Annotated in this window: 15 protein-coding genes; 11 read left to right on the top strand and 4 right to left on the bottom strand. The window is 69.1% G+C overall.

Annotation, left to right across the window (positions count from 1 at the left end; genetic code table 11):
- Positions 1–64: 64 nt before the first annotated feature.
- Positions 65–559: a hypothetical protein gene (locus ON20_RS17825; RefSeq protein WP_040836951.1), complete on the bottom strand. Its 495-nt coding sequence runs from the start codon at positions 557–559 to the stop codon at positions 65–67.
- A gap of 200 nt (positions 560–759) precedes the next feature.
- On the opposite strand from ON20_RS17825, the gene ON20_RS17820 reads away from it, so the two are divergent.
- The 6 genes from ON20_RS17820 to ON20_RS17795 all read left to right on the top strand — a co-directional run bounded on the left by ON20_RS17820 (position 760) and on the right by ON20_RS17795 (position 8283).
- Positions 760–1986 (top strand): cysteine desulfurase family protein, encoded by a 1227-nt coding sequence (locus ON20_RS17820; RefSeq protein WP_051162722.1) that lies wholly within the window; start codon positions 760–762, stop codon positions 1984–1986.
- Positions 1987–1989: 3 nt separating this feature from the next.
- Positions 1990–3090, top strand: a complete 1101-nt coding sequence (gene mnmA / locus ON20_RS17815; RefSeq protein ID WP_040836950.1) for a tRNA 2-thiouridine(34) synthase MnmA — start codon at positions 1990–1992, stop codon at positions 3088–3090.
- Positions 3087–4124, top strand: a complete 1038-nt coding sequence (locus ON20_RS17810; RefSeq protein ID WP_040836949.1) for a methionine synthase — start codon at positions 3087–3089, stop codon at positions 4122–4124. Before mnmA ends, ON20_RS17810 begins: the two co-directional genes overlap by 4 nt.
- A 175-nt stretch (positions 4125–4299) precedes the next feature.
- On the top strand, positions 4300–6432 hold the full coding sequence (ligA, locus tag ON20_RS17805) for an NAD-dependent DNA ligase LigA (protein ID WP_040837023.1): 2133 nt from the start codon (positions 4300–4302) through the stop codon (positions 6430–6432).
- A gap of 129 nt (positions 6433–6561) precedes the next feature.
- Positions 6562–7806: an AAA family ATPase gene (locus ON20_RS17800; RefSeq protein WP_040836948.1), complete on the top strand. Its 1245-nt coding sequence runs from the start codon at positions 6562–6564 to the stop codon at positions 7804–7806.
- Between the two features lie 132 nt (positions 7807–7938).
- Positions 7939–8283, top strand: a complete 345-nt coding sequence (locus tag ON20_RS17795) for a hypothetical protein (protein ID WP_040837022.1) — start codon at positions 7939–7941, stop codon at positions 8281–8283.
- Between the two features lie 41 nt (positions 8284–8324).
- Here ON20_RS17795 and ON20_RS17790 read toward each other — a convergent pair whose 3' ends face one another.
- The gene (locus ON20_RS17790; protein ID WP_040836947.1) at positions 8325–8975 is read right to left on the bottom strand and encodes an ACT domain-containing protein; all 651 of its coding nucleotides are present in this window, start codon (positions 8973–8975) and stop codon (positions 8325–8327) included.
- 337 nt (positions 8976–9312) lie between these two features.
- On the opposite strand from ON20_RS17790, the gene gatC reads away from it, so the two are divergent.
- Together gatC and gatA are read left to right on the top strand one after the other, a co-directional pair.
- A complete protein-coding gene (gene gatC, locus ON20_RS17785) occupies positions 9313–9612 on the top strand; it encodes an Asp-tRNA(Asn)/Glu-tRNA(Gln) amidotransferase subunit GatC (RefSeq protein WP_040836945.1) in 300 nt (99 codons plus the stop codon).
- A gap of 73 nt (positions 9613–9685) precedes the next feature.
- Positions 9686–11158, top strand: coding sequence for an Asp-tRNA(Asn)/Glu-tRNA(Gln) amidotransferase subunit GatA (gene gatA / locus ON20_RS17780; RefSeq protein WP_040836943.1), 1473 nt, complete (start codon positions 9686–9688; stop codon positions 11156–11158).
- A 61-nt stretch (positions 11159–11219) separates the two neighbouring features.
- Here the strand turns inward: gatA and ON20_RS17775 are convergent, their stop codons facing one another.
- Positions 11220–11663 (bottom strand): SRPBCC domain-containing protein, encoded by a 444-nt coding sequence (locus ON20_RS17775; protein WP_040836941.1) that lies wholly within the window; start codon positions 11661–11663, stop codon positions 11220–11222.
- Positions 11664–11683: 20 nt separating this feature from the next.
- Positions 11684–12412 (bottom strand): hypothetical protein, encoded by a 729-nt coding sequence (locus ON20_RS17770; RefSeq protein WP_157228877.1) that lies wholly within the window; start codon positions 12410–12412, stop codon positions 11684–11686.
- 164 nt (positions 12413–12576) lie between these two features.
- On the opposite strand from ON20_RS17770, the gene ON20_RS17765 reads away from it, so the two are divergent.
- From ON20_RS17765 to ON20_RS35750, 3 genes are all read left to right on the top strand, one after another.
- Positions 12577–13791: a sensor histidine kinase gene (locus ON20_RS17765; RefSeq protein WP_083865010.1), complete on the top strand. Its 1215-nt coding sequence runs from the start codon at positions 12577–12579 to the stop codon at positions 13789–13791.
- 49 nt (positions 13792–13840) lie between these two features.
- Positions 13841–14503, top strand: coding sequence for a response regulator (locus tag ON20_RS17760; RefSeq protein WP_040836940.1), 663 nt, complete (start codon positions 13841–13843; stop codon positions 14501–14503).
- 115 nt (positions 14504–14618) lie between these two features.
- Positions 14619–16520, top strand: a complete 1902-nt coding sequence (locus ON20_RS35750; RefSeq protein WP_051162720.1) for a serine/threonine-protein kinase — start codon at positions 14619–14621, stop codon at positions 16518–16520.
- Positions 16521–16532: the final 12 nt, after the last annotated feature.

Here is a 16532-nt window from a genome sequence, read left to right as displayed (position 1 = left end):
AGCCGATGCGTTCACCGAGGCGGCGAGGCGCGTCGGCTCGGATGTGGTGAGAGGTCGGTCCAGGTCAGAAGGCGCTGCCGGTCCACGGGAGCACGAACGGCGGCAGCAGGATGGGCGGAGGGGGTGGGGGCAGCAGGTGCGGGGCCGGCGGGAGATGCCGGGGCGGGTTGTAGTCGTGATCGTGCCGGCCACGGTCCCGCTCGTGGTCGTGGCGGCCGTTCCACCCGTGATCGTCGCGGTCGCGGTTCCAGCTGCGGTCGTCCCGTCCGCGGTCGTGGACACCGGGACGGTTGCGGCCGGGGCGGCCGTTGTTCCAGTCGGAGTGGTCGTGGCGATTGCGATTGTGTCGGCCGTTGTCGATGCCGCGGTCCCTGTCGTGCCCGTTGTCGCTGCGGCCTTTGCCGGGGCGGTCGACATTGTCGAGTTGGATGCCCGGCGCCGGCGCTGGGGCTTCGGCGGGGGCGGATACGGAGACGGCGGCCATCGGTACGACGGCGAGTGCGGCGGTGATCGCGATACGGACGAGTGCGCGTCGCGCCCGGGGCTGGGTCGAATTCATCGGAAGGTCCTCGTTCGGTTGTTGCCGCCGGAGGGTCCGGAGTGTCCGGGGCGGAGGGCGCTGCGCCGGCGTGCTTCTTACACCGAAAACCGTACCGTTAAATAATGGCACATTCAATAGGTGTCCATATTTCTCGTGATGAGGGCGGTGGGAGTGGGCAGGAATAACGGCGAGCGGGCGACGGCTATCCTTGACTGGTCATGAAGTCGGCGTTTCCGGGTGCGGTCAATGGTGTGCCCACGACGGTCTACCTCGATCATGCGGCGACCACACCGATGCTGCCCGCCGCCATCGAGGCGATGACGGCTGCGCTCGGAATGCTCGGAAACGCCTCCTCGCTGCACGGTGCCGGACGGATGGCGCGGCGGCGGCTGGAGGAGGCGCGCGAGTCCATCGCCGCCGATCTGGGGGCGCGGCCATCGGAGGTGATCTTCACCTCCGGTGGGACCGAGAGCGACAATCTGGCGGTCAAGGGAATCTACTGGGCCCGGCGCGACGCCGAGCCTGTACGCACCCGCATCCTGGCCGGTTCCATCGAACACCACGCGGTGCTGGACGCCGTGGAATGGCTGGAGAAGCACGAGGGCGCGCGGATCACCTGGCTGCCCGTGGACGACGAGGGAACGGTATCGCCGCAGACGCTGCGGGCGGCGCTCGACGAACACGGCGACGAGGTGGCCCTGGTCACCGTGATGTGGGCGAACAACGAGATCGGCACCATTCAGCCGATCGCGGAACTTGCCGCGGTGGCAAGGGAATTCGGCGTTCCGATACACAGCGACGCGGTTCAGTCCGCGGCGCAGCTACCGATCGATTTCGCGGCGAGCGGACTGGCGGCGGCGAGCTTCGCCGGGCACAAGGTCGGCGGGCCGCACGGAATCGGGGTGCTGCTGCTGGGTCGGCAGGTGCCGTGTGTACCGCTGCTGCACGGCGGCGGACACGAGCGCGACCTGCGATCGGGAACCTCCGATGTGGCGGCCGCGATGGGGCTGGCTGCGGCACTGCGTCAGACCGTCCACGAAATGCCCGCTCGGACAGCGCAACTGGTGGCCATGCGGGACGAACTGATCGCCGGTGTGCGGGAACTGATACCCGACGCGGTGCTCAACGGGCCGACCGGCGAACGGCGGCTGCCGGGGAACGCGCATTTCACGTTCCCGGGCTGTGAGGGCGATTCGCTGCTCATGCTGCTGGACGCTGCGGGTATCGAATGTTCGACCGGATCGGCCTGCACCGCGGGAGTGGCCTCGCCCAGTCATGTGCTGATCGCGATGGGTGTGGAGCCGCGGCAGGCGCGTGGCTCGCTGCGGTTCTCGCTGGGGCATACCTCGGTACCGTCCGATGTGCATGCCCTACTCGAGGTACTACCGCAGGTGGTGGAGCGGGCCAAGGCCGCCGGTCTGGCCGGTGCGAGAGGAGGTGCGTAGCGTATGCGAGTACTCGCCGCGATGAGCGGAGGGGTTGATTCGGCAGTGGCGGCGGCACGGGCCGTCGACGCCGGCCACGAGGTTGTCGGGGTGCATCTGGCACTGTCGTCGACACCGGGGACACTGCGCACGGGGTCGCGCGGCTGCTGCTCCAAGGAGGACGCCGGGGATGCCCGCCGGGCCGCCGACGTGCTCGGAATCCCGTTCTACGTCTGGGATTTCGCGGATCGGTTCAAAGAGGACGTGATCGACGACTTCGTCGCGTCGTACGCGGCGGGCGAGACGCCGAATCCCTGTCTGCGGTGCAACGAGAAGATCAAGTTCTCGGCGCTGGCGGACCGGGCGGTGGCGCTCGGGTTCGACGCCGTGGTGACCGGGCACTACGCGCGCCTGGACAACGGAGTGCTGCGCCGTGCCGTGGACACCGACAAGGACCAGTCGTATGTGCTGGCGGTGCTCACCGCCGAGCAGCTGTCGCGGGCCATGTTCCCGGTCGGGGACACGCCGAAACCGCAGATCCGGGACGAGGCCGCGCAGCGCGGGCTGGCGGTGGCGAACAAGCCGGACAGTCACGACATCTGCTTTATCCCGTCCGGTGACACCCGGGCGTTTCTCGGGGCGAAGATCGGTATTCGGCCGGGCGCGATCGTGGACGCCGACGGCACCGAGCTGGGACGGCACGAGGGTGTGCACGGATTCACGATCGGGCAGCGCAAGGGACTCGGCCTGCCGGGCCCGGCCGGGGACGGGAAGCCGCGGTATGTGACCGATATCGATCCCGAGTCCGGGACCGTGCGGGTGGGCCGGGCGCAGGATCTGCGGGTGTGGACGGTCGAGGCGGAACGCGCGGTGTGGACGTCGGGCCGGGCGCCCGACGGGCCGTTCGACTGTGTCGCGCAGGTGCGGGCGCACGGCGGGACGGCGCCGGCGGTCGCCGAGGCGGTGGGCGCCGGGCTGTCGGTGCGGTTGCGGGAACCGTTGAGCGGGGTGGCGCGCGGCCAGGCCGTGGTGCTGTACGCACTCGATGCCGACGGGGACCGGGTGCTCGGCAGCGGCACCATTTCCGCGACCTCCCGGACCGTCGCGGCCGGTGCGACGCGGTGAGCGCCTCCGGCGTTTTTCCGGTCGGGGTCGCGACGGGGGTGGGGTCGTGGCCGGGAACCGATCCGCGGGAGGCGGCGGCCGTCGTGGTGGGGGAGCTGGCGGGGCTGCCGCATCTGGTGGAGCTGCCGGCGCGCGGCGTGGGCGCGGATATGGTCGGGCGCGCCTCGGCGCTGCTGGTGGACCTGCGATTCGACACCACCCCGCGCGGTTATCGGCTGGCCGCCCGGCCGGGCGCGGTGTCGCGGCGGGCGCGGGATCTGCTGCGCACCGATCTCGACACCCTGGAAGAGGTGTGGGAGACCGCAGACCTGTCCGGGGCCGGGCGGACGGTGAAGGTGCAGGCGGTCGGTCCGCTGACTCTGGCGGCCCAGGTCGAGCTGGCGAGCGGACATCGGGCCCTGACCGACCCGGGTGCGCTTCGGGATCTGGCGGAATCGCTGGCGGAGGGGGTGGCCGGGCATACCGCCGAGGTCGCCAAGCGGCTGAACGCCGAGGTGGTGCTGCAACTGGACGAACCGGCGCTCACCGATGTGCTTGCGGGTTCCCTGGCCGGGGCGAGCGTGCTGAACACGGTGCCCGCCCTGCCCGAGCCGGAGGCGTTGGCGGTGCTGGACACGATGATCGGTCACCAGCGGGTGCCGGTCATGGTGCACACCTGCGCCGAGAAACCCGCCCTGGGCCTGCTGCGCCGCTGCGCGGCCACGGCGATCGGATTCGATATGGCGACTATCGGGACCACCGGGCAACTCGACGATATCGGCGCCGCCATCGACGCGGGTAAACACCTGGTCCTCGGTCTGGTACCCACCTCGGCTCCGACCGGTCCGGCGAATTGGCGCACGGTCGCGGAATCCGGTGCGCGACTGGTGGACCGCCTCGGGTTCGCGCGCTCTACCCTGGTCGAGCGGGTGGCGGTGAGTCCGGCCTGCGGTCTTGCCGGGGCCTCGACGGCGTGGGCGAGGAAGGCGTTGCGGTTGGCGGTCGACGTGGCCAAGGCCTTCGCGGAGGATCCGGAGTCGCTCACCGTGTCCTGACGTCCGGCGGGTCCGGGTGCGATCGGCATGTCGCGGCATGCCGGGTTCGGTGTCGCTGCCCGTGCGGGCCCCGGCCGGCGAGCGGGGTCGCGGGGGTGGTCCGTCCGGAGAATCCCTCGGCGACGTGCGGGAACGTGATACGGCCCTGTCGGGAGGCTCGACTAACCTGCGAGAGGTGAGCGATCTCGGACTCCCCGCTGAACCGGATACCGCGGCCCCCGAACCGGCGTCCGCCCAGCAGCGCGCGCAATGGCAGCAGCTCGCCGACGAGGTGCGTGAGCACCAGTTCCGGTATTACGTGCGGGATGCGCCCATCATTTCCGACGGTGAGTTCGATGTGCTCTTCCAGCGGCTGCAGGCCATGGAGGAGCAGTACCCGGATCTGCGCACCCCGGATTCGCCCACCCAGCTGGTGGGGGGCGGATTCGCCACCGATTTCACGCCGGTGGATCATCTGGAGCGAATGCTGTCGCTGGACAACGCGTTCACCGTCGAGGACATGCGGGCCTGGGTAGGCCGGGTGGAGGCCGAGGCCGGGACCGGTCTGCACTATCTGTGCGAGGTGAAGATCGACGGTGTCGCCCTGAATCTGGTGTACCGCAAGGGTCGATTGTGGCGGGCGGCCACCCGTGGCGACGGGCGGACCGGCGAAGACGTCACGCTCAACGCCCGCACCATCGACGATATTCCGGTCACCCTGGCCGAACATCCGGACCATCCCATTCCCGAGGTGCTCGAGGTGCGTGGCGAGGTGTACATGCGGCTCGAGGATTTCGAGAACCTGAACGCCGCGATCGTGGCCGAGGGTAAACCCCCGTACGCGAATCCGCGCAATACCGCCGCGGGCTCGCTGCGGCAGAAGGACCCCTCGATCACCGCGCGGCGCAGGCTGCGGATGTTCTGTCACGGCATCGGCCATATCGAGGGCTATACCCCGGATTCGCTGCACGGTGCCTACGAGGCGCTGGCCGCCTGGGGGCTGCCGGTGTCCACGCATACGGTTCGGGTGCAGGGCATCGACGCGGTGCTGGAACGGATCACCTACTGGGGCGAACACCGCCACGATATCGAGCACGAAATCGACGGTCTGGTGGTCAAGGTCGACGAACGGTCGGTGCAGCGGCGGCTGGGTTCCACCTCCCGGGCGCCGCGCTGGGCGATCGCCTACAAATATCCGCCGGAGGAGGCCACCACGAAACTGCGGGATATCGCGGTCAATGTCGGTCGCACCGGGCGGGTCACCCCGTTCGCGGTGATGGAACCGGTGGTGATCGCCGGGTCCACGGTGTCCATGGCGACCCTGCACAACGCCTCCGAAGTGGTCCGCAAGGGTGTGTTGATCGGCGATACCGTCACCATTCGCAAGGCCGGTGACGTGATCCCCGAGGTGCTCGGACCGGTGGTCGACGCGCGCACCGGCGACGAACGGAAGTTCGTCATGCCGACGCACTGTCCGGAATGCGGGACAGAACTCGCTTACGAGAAAGAGGGCGACGCCGATATCCGCTGTCCCAACGCCCGCACCTGTCCCGCGCAATTGCGGGAGCGGGTGTTCCATGTGGCCGGGCGCGGGGCGTTCGATATCGAGGCCCTCGGCTATGAGGCGGCGATCGCGCTGCTGGAATCCGGTGCCATCACCGATGAAGGCGACCTGTTCGACCTCACCGAGGAACGGCTGAAGACCACTCCACTGTTCGTGAACAAGAACGGCAGCCTGTCCGCGAACGGCCGCCGGCTGCTGGAGAATCTGAACGCCGCCAGGGACCGGCCGCTGTGGCGGGTGCTGGTGGGCCTGTCCATCCGGCATGTGGGACCCACCGCGGCCCGCGCCCTGGCCGCGGAATTCGGCAGCCTGGAACGGATCGAGCAGGCCTCGGTGGAGGAGCTGGCCGATACCGACGGGGTGGGCCCGACCATTGCCGCCGCCGTGATCGAATGGTTCACCGTCGACTGGCATCGGGTGATCGTGGACAAATGGCGGGCGGCGGGGGTGCGGATGGTCGACGAACGCGACGAATCCATCGCGCGCACCCTCGAGGGGTTGTCCATCGTGGTCACCGGCTCGCTCCAGGGCTTCTCCCGTGACGACGCCAAAGAGGCGATTCTGCGGCGCGGCGGGAAGGCCGCCGGGTCGGTGTCGAAGAAGACGGCCTTTGTCGTCGTCGGGGATTCACCCGGTTCGAAGGCCGTGAAGGCCGAGGAACTCGGTGTGCCCGTGCTCGACGAGGACGGGTTTCGTCTGCTCCTGGCGTCCGGACCGGAGAGGGTGCGCCCGAAGGCGCCGGCCGAGGAGGACACGAACGAGTAACGCCTCCACCGCATCCACCAGGTAAGGTGCGGGATTCGGAGGCGCCGGGGCCGGCGTATAGGCCTGCCGAGTATCGGGCCGGTGGCGCGGGGGTTTCGGTTGGCGGGGCCGAGGCGGGAGGATGGCGGCATGCTGCGCAGTTTTCGGGTGACCAATCACAAATCGTTGGCCGAACCTCAGGAGTTGCGGTCGGTCCGCGGCAACGGTCCGGTGGCGGTACCGGTGACGGCGGTTCACGGTGGTCCGGCCGCGGGGAAGTCGAACCTGATCGACGCGCTGGCGCAGATGCGTGATGCGGTACTGAATTCGGTGGCCGGATGGGACCCCTATGCCGGGCCGGTCCGCAGCCCACATCTCGGGCACGCGGACCGGCCCACCGAATTCGAGGCCGTCTTCATGGCGGAGGACTGCCCCTACACCTACGGATTCCGGTTGGCGGCCGCCGAGGTGGCCGCGGAATGGCTGTACAGCCATCCGCGCTCGCGTAAGCGGATCGTCTTCGAACGGTTGGCCGGACAGATCCGGGTGGGCCCGATGTTCGAGGCGGCCCGCTACGGCATCACCGCGCTCATGCCGCTGGTGCGGCCCAATGCCCTGCTGCTCGGTCTGGCCGGACAGATGTACGCCGAAGCGCTGGTACCGGCGTATCGGTGGTTCGACACCATGCTCGAGGTGGTGCACGGCGGTACCGATCCGGCCGCGGTGGAGCTGCGGCTCGGCGCACACCTGTCCCGGTCGACCGAAAACGCCGCCCGGCTGCTCACCCTGCTGCAGACGGCCGATCTGGGTATCACCGACCTGCTCATCGCCCAGAACGATCCCGGCTACGCCGAGTACCTGAGCGAACTCGACACCGATATCGCCGGGTTGGCCGAGCATATCGAACGGTGCGCCGCCTCGCCCGCCTACGCACAGCGACTGGAACAGGACAGTGGGGTCACCCCGGTGGCGCTGGAGCGGGAACTGGCCAATATGCGCAATGCCCGCGACGCCCTGTACACGCGCATGGTGGCCCGGCACGGTGTAGGTCTGCGCTTGGTGCACGACGGTGTCGACCCGGTCTTCACCATTGCCGAGGAATCCACCGCGACCTTGGCATTGCTACGGCTGCTACCGGTCCTGCTCGACGCGCTGGACACCGGCCGCGTGCTCGCGGTCGACGATATCGGTACACATCTGACAGTGGAGGAAACCGATCGGCTGGTGCAGCTGTTCCAGAACCCGGAGACCAACACCCGTGGTGCGCAGCTGATCTACACTACCGGCGAGCGGTCGCTCATCGACCGCGGTAACGGACGCTCCCAGCGCACCCGCTCGGCGGTCTGGCAGATCCGCCGCACCGAGCACGGCACCAGCACCATCGATGTCCGTTGACCGGTCGGTCCGGGCATCCGGCGGGCGGGGCCGATCGTGACGGGTCCGCCGTCCGGCGCGGTTTCACCGGCGATCCGTCATCGGCCCCGCGCCCGACGGAGTGTGGGCGCGGGCGCGCCTAGCATGGACAGAGTGTTCGAGGTTGCGATGCTCGTGATCATGGTGGGCGCCCTGGTGGGGATGCTCGCGCTGGTACTGCGCGGGCGGCGTGGAACGCGGATACCGGAGCAGGCGGAGGTCGGAACGCTCTACCTCACCGGGGTCAGTCCGCGCCCGGATGCGGTGGGGGAGCAGTTCGTGACCGTCACCGGTAATCTCACCGGTCCCACGGAGCCGGGCACAGTGGTCTACGGACGGTTTGTCCGGGAGGTGCACGAATGGCCGTCCATCGGCGATACCCTCACCGTCGTCTATCCGCCGGGTAAACCGCAGAAGTGGCAGATCGCCCGGCCCGAAACGGGAAGCCTCGGCAGTTGAACCGGTTCGGGTCGGCGGCAGCCGTGCGGATGTGGCGTCGCTCAGCCGAGGACGGTGGCGACGATCCCGGCCAGGTAGCCGAGGCGCGCGACCTCCGACGGGCGGAAATCCGGCCCGCCCGGACGTCCCAGCAGCAGCGTCTTACCGGAGTCGCCCAGGGGGGCCGCCGCCAGCTTGGTGTCCATATCCCGCCAGATCGTGGGTACCCAGTCGCCCTCGGGGTCGAGGACGGTGGGTTTCTCCAACGGCATCCACGGTGTCGTCGCCGCCTGGGTCTGCGGCGCGCTCTGGCTGCCGACCACGCGGTAGCCGCCTTGCGGGCCCATATCCAGTACGGTGCTCCAGCCGACTCGCAGTACCCGCGGGACACCGTCCACCAGCACCTGGAGCCGGTCGTCCCGGGCGCCGGCGACCTGGTCGATCAGCTCCAGCTCCCGGTGGGTGTCGAGGATCCCGGAATATGGTCGGATCGAGTCGACCCGAACATCGGTGAGCGATTCGGCGGCGGTGATGAGCGTATCGGGGAGTGCGTTCGGGGCCACTTCGACGACCAGATCGTCCACCGCGAAGCCCGCGCCGCGTTCCACCACGTCCAACGAGAGGATGTCCGCGCCGACCGAGCCGAGGGCGACCGCTAGCGCACCGAGGCTTCCCGGACGATCCGGAAGTTGCACGCGGAGCAGGTATGACACGTGCGTATCCCTTTCATATACGGCCGAGGTCCTCCACGAGTACCCGGTCTGACAATCCTTACACCCATTGCGTCCGGTTATCGAGTCAAAAAGTCGGATGAATGGTCCGACGGGGTGTCATGGGCGGGTCCCGGGTGACCGGAACGGGCGCACCCGCGGCCGTGTGGGCTGCGGGTGCGCCGGCCTCCGTCGATGAGACCGATCCGGCTCCACCTGCGCTTCGCCCGAGCGCGACGGTGGCGGGTCGGCCTTCGGGCAGTGCCTATTAGGCTGTGCTGTGCCTGTCCATTCGCAGTCGAGACAATCAAACATACGCACTAGCCGAAAGGGGTTCGCGGTGACCGCCATCTCCCGCGACGAGGTAGCACACCTCGCCCGGCTGTCCAGGCTCGCCCTGACCGATGCCGAACTGGATCAGTTCGCCGGTCAGCTGGATTCGATCCTCAGCCATGTTCGGACCATTTCCGAAGTCGCGGCCGCCGATGTGCCCGCCACCGCCTCGCCGGATCCGGAGACCAACGTGACCCGCCCGGATGTGGTGACACCCGGTCTCACCCCGCACGAGGCGCTCGCCGCCGCGCCCGCGGTGGAAGAGCAGCGGTTCGTCGTCCCGCAGATCCTGGGGGAGCCGGAATGAGCGGTCAGCGCACGGAGGAGGTAGCGCAGCGTGACCACGGAGGGCGCCCGCGCATGCCGAAGGAGAGCACAGTATGAGTGAGCTGACCAGGCTGAGCGCCGCCGAACTGGCGGTGAAGATCCACGCCCGCGAGGTCACCTCGGTGGAGGTCACCCGGGCGCATCTGGACCGGATCGCCGAGGTGGACGGCGAATACCACGCGTTTCTGCATGTGGCCGAGGAGCAGGCACTGGCGTCCGCGGCGCAGGTCGATGCCGTGATCGCCGAGGCCGACGCGCCCGTCTCGCCGCTGGCCGGGGTGCCGCTGGCGCTCAAGGACGTGTTCACCACCACCGATATGCCGACCACCTGTGCCTCGAAAATCCTCGAGGGCTGGGTGTCGCCGTACGACGCGACCCTGACCCAGCGGCTGCGCGCGGCGGGTATCCCGATTCTCGGGAAGACCAATATGGACGAGTTCGCCATGGGCTCGTCCACCGAGAACTCCGCCTACGGTCCGACCAGGAACCCGTGGGATACCGGCCGCGTCCCCGGCGGCTCCGGCGGCGGTTCATCGGCGGCGCTGGCCTCGTATCAGGCACCGCTGGCCATCGGCACCGATACCGGCGGCTCCATCCGCCAGCCCGCCGCGATGACCGCGACCGTCGGCACCAAGCCCACCTACGGGACGGTGTCCCGATACGGTCTCGTCGCCTGCGCCTCGTCGCTGGACCAGGGCGGTCCGTGCGGGCGTACGGTGCTCGACACGGCGCTGCTGCACGAGGTGATCGCCGGATACGATCCGCGCGACTCCACCTCCCGCGACGTACCGGTCGCCCCGGTGGTCGCCGCCGCCCGCGAGGGAGCCGCCGGTGATCTGCGTGGCATGCGGATCGGCGTGGTGAAGGAACTGCACTCCGACAGCTACCAGCCCGGGGTGCTGGCGTCCTTCGACGCCGCGGTCGGGGTGCTGAAGGAACTGGGCGCCGAGGTGATCGAGGTGTCGTGCCCGCACTTCGAATACGCGCTGTCCTCGTACTACCTGGTGATGCCGAGCGAGGTGTCATCCAACCTGGCCCGGTTCGACGCCATGCGCTACGGCCTGCGTGTCGGCGACGACGGCACCCGCAGTGCCGAACAAGTGATGGCCGCCACGCGGGCCGCCGGGTTCGGTCCGGAAGTCAAGCGGCGCATCATGCTCGGTACCTATGCCCTGTCGGCCGGATACTACGACGCCTATTACGGGCAGGCGCTGAAGGTGCGTACCCTCATCGCCCGTGATTTCGCCGCCGCCTACGAGCAGGTCGATGTGCTGGTCTCGCCGACCAGTCCTTTCACGCCGTGGAAGCTGGGCGAGAAGGTCGACGACCCGCTGGCCATGTATCTGTCGGACCTGTGCACCCTGCCGACCAACCTGGCCGGCCATCCCGCCATGTCGGTGCCGTCGGGGCTGAGCAAGGACGACGGTATGCCGGTCGGTCTGCAGATCATGGCGCCGGCCCTGGCCGATGATCGGCTGTACCGGGTGGGTGCCGCGTACGAGGCCGCGCGCGGGGACATCGCCTGACCATCCGAGCGCGCCGCCTCCCGGTGGTGGTCTCCGCGACCGTCACCGGGAGGCGGGAGGGTTACCCTGTGTGGAGATGTTCGGCCCGGCGGGCGACGCCGGTGGTCATCCCGGGGAATCCACGTCGGAAACCGCGCCCGAACAACAGTCCGACCAGTGGTGACAGCCGGCCCGCGAGTTCGAAATGGGATTCGTAGCGGGTGCGACCGGCGTCGAGCGGGATCACGGTGTGCGACCGCAGGCTGCGCAGCGCACCGAGCGGGATCGGTTTCATCGCGTAGCTGAATTCCCTGCCGGGAGTATGGCTGCGGATGTATTCCCGCATGCGGATGGGGCGCGGCGTGAGCTGCCGGACGACCATATCGATCGGTGCGCCGACCTCGAGGGTCGATCTGCAGCGGCTGATGAACGGATTCCACTCGCCGTATTCGTCCATATCAGTGAGCACCGACCACACCACCTCGGCGGGCGCGTCCACCTCGATCACGTTGTCCACAACAAGCACACCCCAAACTAGAACGTGTTTCAGAGGTGGGTCAACTCGTGCAGAGCCCGGGGCGGGGCCTCGACCAGGGGAGCCGGGGTGCGGCGGCGGCGCAGCATCATTCCGCACGCCACGATCGTGGCGACGGCGAAGGCCGCCGCGCGCCACAGCCACGGGCGGGTCGGGGTATCCGCCGTAGCGGCGCTGACCAGGGTCTCCTCCACCGGCACACCATATTCCTGGCGGCGGGAATTGAGCTCTACGGCCGTGGCGGCGATCTCGGCCACGGTATCGCACTGGGCGCGCAGCAGCGGATCCGTCCGCGTGGCGCACGCGGCGTGCATACGGAGATCGAGCGCCTGATCGAGAGCCTGACGGGCCCAAGGGCCCAGCGGAACACCCCGACGAGCCGCGTAGCGGAGCAAATCGTAGCCGAGATCGTGTGCCTTACACGGGGTATCGAATTCCGGCGGCAGCGACACGGGCGAGGAGCAGGCGCCGTTCGGTGCGACCAGCAGGCCGTCCATGGTGGCGGGTCGATAACCGATGAGCTCCACGAAATCGGCCGGAATCGCGGTCTCCGAGCCCGGTCCGCCCGAGGTCAACTCGACCACCGCGGCATCGAGCGGCGTCACGGGCCCAGTATCGGGGCTTATCGCGTCGGCGGTGGGAGCCAGAACGGCCATGGTCACCAGAGAGGAGAGGGTGGCGGCGGTGAAGGCCGCGGACCGCGGAGCCGGACATCGGGGGCGACTGCTCGCAGAGATCATGAGGGCCCACCTTAGGGGGCCGCGCCGCGCATCGTCCTACCGCCGGGGGCCTTCCCCATACCCGTTCGAGGAGCGGCCACGGCCGGGACTACCTCCCCGGTAGGGGGTGGAAGTCACTCGCTGGTACGAAGCCGGGCCGCCGGCCGTTTCCTAGCATCGAGGGTATGACCGACGCGAGCGCCACCGATATGCCCACCGGGCTCGAGGATCCCGGCGCGCCCCCCCACCGGAACCGCCTCGCCCGAGTCCGAGCGGGACGTCTCCTCGACCTGGCCGTCGTCCTGCTGGCGCTGGTGCTGTTCGCGGTGGCCTGGCCGACCCTGCACATCACCCATGCCGTGCCCGCGGTGGCCCAGCCGTTCGTCGCCGCCTTCGCGGCACTGCCGGTACTTCTGATACGGACGAACGCCACACTCGGCTGGGCGATCTCGGCCGGATCGGCGCTGGTCTTCGCGCTGCTCTTGCCGAATCGCCCCGACCACGAGATCCCCTTCCAAGTGGTGCACATCGTCGCCCTGAACTTCCTGCTGTTCGCGGTCGCGCTACGGGTGCCGCTGCCCATGGTCGGGGTGGTATGGGGTGCCACCTCATTGCTGCTGGCCGCCGAAGTGTCTCCCGTCACGGACACTCCACTGTGGATGTGGCCGATATCCCTGGGCAGTGTGGTGTTCGTGGCGCTGCTCATCCGCTGGGTGGTGCTCGCTCGCCGGGAACTGGCCCGGCAGGAAGAGGTCACCGAATTGGAGCGGGCCCGGCGCGCCGTCCTCGAGGAGAAGGCGCGAATCGCGCGCGACCTGCATGACGTGGTGGCCCATCGGATGTCGTTGGCGGTGGTGCAGGCGCAGACCGCGGCGTATCGGATAGAGGGAGTCACCCCGCAGGTGCGGGCGGAATTCGAATCCATCGGCGCCAACGCTCGGGAAGCGCTGAACGAGGTTCGTGGTCTGCTCGGAGTGCTGCGCAGCGACGGACAGGTCGCCGAGCGGACGCCCACGCCCACCGCGGCCGATGTGGTCTCGCTGTTCACCGGGGCCGAGCGCGCCGGGATGGAGATCACCTGGACGATAGACGGTGCGCTCGATGCCGTACCGGATGCGGCGGGTCTCGCGCTGTATCGGATTGCGCAGGAAGCGTTGTCGAATGCCGCCCGGCACGCGCCCGGTGCGGTGGTACGAGCACGGATCACCTGCGGTCCTGACGTCGAACTGGTGGTCGTCAACGAGGCCGCTGTCACGCCCGTCCCGGCGAGCGGCGCCGAGGGCCACGGCCTGGCGGGTATGCGGACCCGTGCTCGCGCGGTCGGTGGGGACGTCACGGCCGGGCCGCGCGCCGACGGCGGATTCGAGGTGCGGGCCCGGGTGCCGTCGGTCCACCCGTGACGGGACCGGCGGTGTCCCCGGCCGCGGACCCACGAATTAGGGTGGGTTCGTGGCGATAACCGTGTTGATTGCCGACGATCAGGCGATGGTGCGCCAGGGGTTCGGTGCTCTGCTCTCCGCTCAACCCGATATCAGTGTGGTCGGTGACGCGGCCGACGGCCGGGCCGCCGTGGCCGAGGCGCGGCGGCTGCGGCCGGATGTCGTGCTCATGGATGTGCGCATGCCGGAGATGAACGGGCTCGACGCGGCACGTGTCATTCTCGGATCGAACTTCGATCCACCGGTGCGGGTATTGATGCTGACCACCTTCGATATCGACGACTATGTGTACGAGGCACTCGGAATGGGAGCGAGCGGATTCCTCCTCAAGGACGCCCCGGCGGACGAACTGGTCCGTGCGGTCCGGGTGGTGGCGGAAGGTCAGGCGCTGTTGGCGCCGACGGTGACGCAACGACTCATCGCCGATGTGGTGCGGCGGCGCACGGTCCGACGGACACCCCCGGCCGAGCTGGCCACCTTGACACCACGGGAACGGGAGGTACTCGAGCTGATCGCCAAGGGGATGTCCAACACCGAGATCGCCGAGGCGCTGTTCGTCGCCGAGCAGACGGTGAAAACCCATGTCTCCAAGGTGTTTACGAAACTTCGCCTGCGCGATCGGGCCCAGGCGGTAGTCCTGGCCTATGAGTCCGGCCTGGTCACACCCGGCTGAGCCGCCCGCGGGGTTGTCCCGGACCGCGGACGCGGGTATGTGCCGTCATGATGGTGACGCGCCCCCGGCGCCCGGTAGGCTCGCGGGGCCGTCTGTTTCCCGAAGGGGGTTGTCGTTGCTGAACAGCGGTGACGTATTCGCCGGGTTCGCCATCGAGCGACTACTCGGACAGGGCGGCATGGGATCGGTGTATCTGGCCCGCCACCCCCGACTGGGCAAACCGACCGCCCTCAAACTGTTGAACCGCGACCTGTTCGCCGACGCCGCGGTACGCACCCGATTCGAACGTGAAGCCGACCTGGCCGCGCACCTGGACCATCCCGGGATCGTCGCCGTCTACGACCGCGGTGCCGAGGGCGACCAGCTGTGGATGTGCATGCAGTACATCGACGGCGCGGACGCGGGAACGGTCAATCCGCTGACGCTGCCGCCGGAAAAGGCGGTGCAGATCATCGAGGGGGTCGCCGAGGCCCTGGACTACGCACACGGGATGGGGGTACTGCACCGCGACGTCAAACCGGCCAATATCCTGCTCGCCCGCGCCAAGGACGGTCAGGGCGAACGGGTGTTCCTCACCGACTTCGGGCTGGCCCGACTGCGCGCGGAAACCACCCGCCTCACCCAGACCGGGATGTTCACCGCGACCCTGGCCTTCGCCTCACCGGAACAGATGACCGGCGGCGAGCTGGATCCGCGGTCGGACCAGTATTCGCTGGCCTGCGCGCTGTACTGGCTGCTCACCGGGATGGCACCGTTCGATTCGCCGAACCCCGCCGATATCATCCACGGAAACCTGCAGCTCGCCCCCCCGCCGCTGGCGGTGAAACGCCCCGGCCTTCCCTCCGGGCTGGACGCCGTGCTGGCCCGCGCCATGGCCAAACATCCCGCTCATCGGTTCGCCACCTGCGCCGAATTCGCCGCCGCCGCCCGGCAGGCGCTGAATACGCCGGTGGTTCCCTCGGGCTACGCGGCCGGCGCGGGGGCCATGAGCTCCGGATATCCGGGCGCACCGGTGGCCGCCGCCGGCGCCGTACCGCCCCGTTCCGGAGTCGGCGGTGGAGGCGCGGCGCCCCTATCGACGGATGCCGCGGCGCGGGCGGGCGGAGACGGCCCGCAGCCGGAGCGCGGGGCCGCGCCGGACGGTCCCACCGTCGCGGTTGTCTCGAATGAGAGGCCCGCGGCAGTGGGGGAGAACGGACAGGCCGTCGGCGGGACCGCGTACCCGCCCCGGCCCGGTGGCCCGGTGGCGACGGGGTACGGCGCCCCGTTGCCCGGCCCTCCCGGCGGATACGGTACGAATCGGCCCGATATCCACCACTTCCCTCCGAAACGAGGCGGCCGCGCGCCGTTGGTCGCCGCGCTGGTACTGGTACCGATCGTCGTCGTCGCGCTGGTACTGGTCGGTGCGCTGTTCGTGGTCGGGCAGGGCGACGAAGATGATACGGGCCCGACCGCCGGACCGGAGGGCGGTGATGTCTCGACCCTGCGGACCGATCCGCCGTCGCCGCAGGCAACGGACCCGGTGGACCGCACCCGGGCGCTGTTTCCGACCCTGCTGCCGCAGGGAACGGGCCCCGCCGGACAGGGGTATCAGAAGGCCTCCTGTTTCTGGTACGAACCCGGCGACCCGGTCGGGGGTCTCTCCGATGTGTTGGAGACCGCGCCCTGGGAGGTGCTGTGGGAGTGCCGTAGACACGACGAGACCCAGGCGCATATGAGCTACAAGATCCTCACCTACGACAATGCCGCCGACGCGCGCGCCGTGGTCGAGGAACTGCCGCCGCACGAGAGTATGGCGGGCTCGAAGAGCGGTGCGCTCTACACGTCGCACACCTGGAGCCGGCCCGGTCCACCCGGCCACAGCTACACCACCATGATGGTCGTCAGTTTCGAATCGGACCCGGGTCGCTCGAATTCCCTGCTCTATGTGAGCTATTCGGGGGAAGACGATCCCGGTGCCTCGGCGTTGTCACCCGATATCGCCGTGACGCGGTGGTGGGACGACGCACCGCTGTAGCGCGGCTCCGAT

This window comes from Nocardia brevicatena NBRC 12119, assembly GCF_000308495.1.
In the GTDB taxonomy this organism is placed as follows: Bacteria; Actinomycetota; Actinomycetes; order Mycobacteriales; family Mycobacteriaceae; genus Nocardia; species Nocardia brevicatena.
Note: the sequence above shows the minus strand (reverse complement) of the source record. Positions and strands in the feature narration are given on the sequence as shown.

Excerpts from the sequence above, each read along its gene's own strand:
- gatA (WP_040836943.1), top strand. The coding sequence starts at position 9,686 with ATGAGTGAGCTGACCAGGCTGAGCGCCGCCGAACTGGCGGTGAAGATC.
- ON20_RS17825 (WP_040836951.1), bottom strand. The coding sequence starts at position 559 with ATGAATTCGACCCAGCCCCGGGCGCGACGCGCACTCGTCCGTATCGCG.
- mnmA (WP_040836950.1), top strand. The coding sequence starts at position 1,990 with ATGCGAGTACTCGCCGCGATGAGCGGAGGGGTTGATTCGGCAGTGGCG.
- ON20_RS17770 (WP_157228877.1), bottom strand. The coding sequence starts at position 12,412 with ATGATCTCTGCGAGCAGTCGCCCCCGATGTCCGGCTCCGCGGTCCGCG.
- ON20_RS17765 (WP_083865010.1), top strand. The coding sequence starts at position 12,577 with ATGACCGACGCGAGCGCCACCGATATGCCCACCGGGCTCGAGGATCCC.
- ON20_RS17800 (WP_040836948.1), top strand. The coding sequence starts at position 6,562 with ATGCTGCGCAGTTTTCGGGTGACCAATCACAAATCGTTGGCCGAACCT.
- ON20_RS17820 (WP_051162722.1), top strand. The coding sequence starts at position 760 with ATGAAGTCGGCGTTTCCGGGTGCGGTCAATGGTGTGCCCACGACGGTC.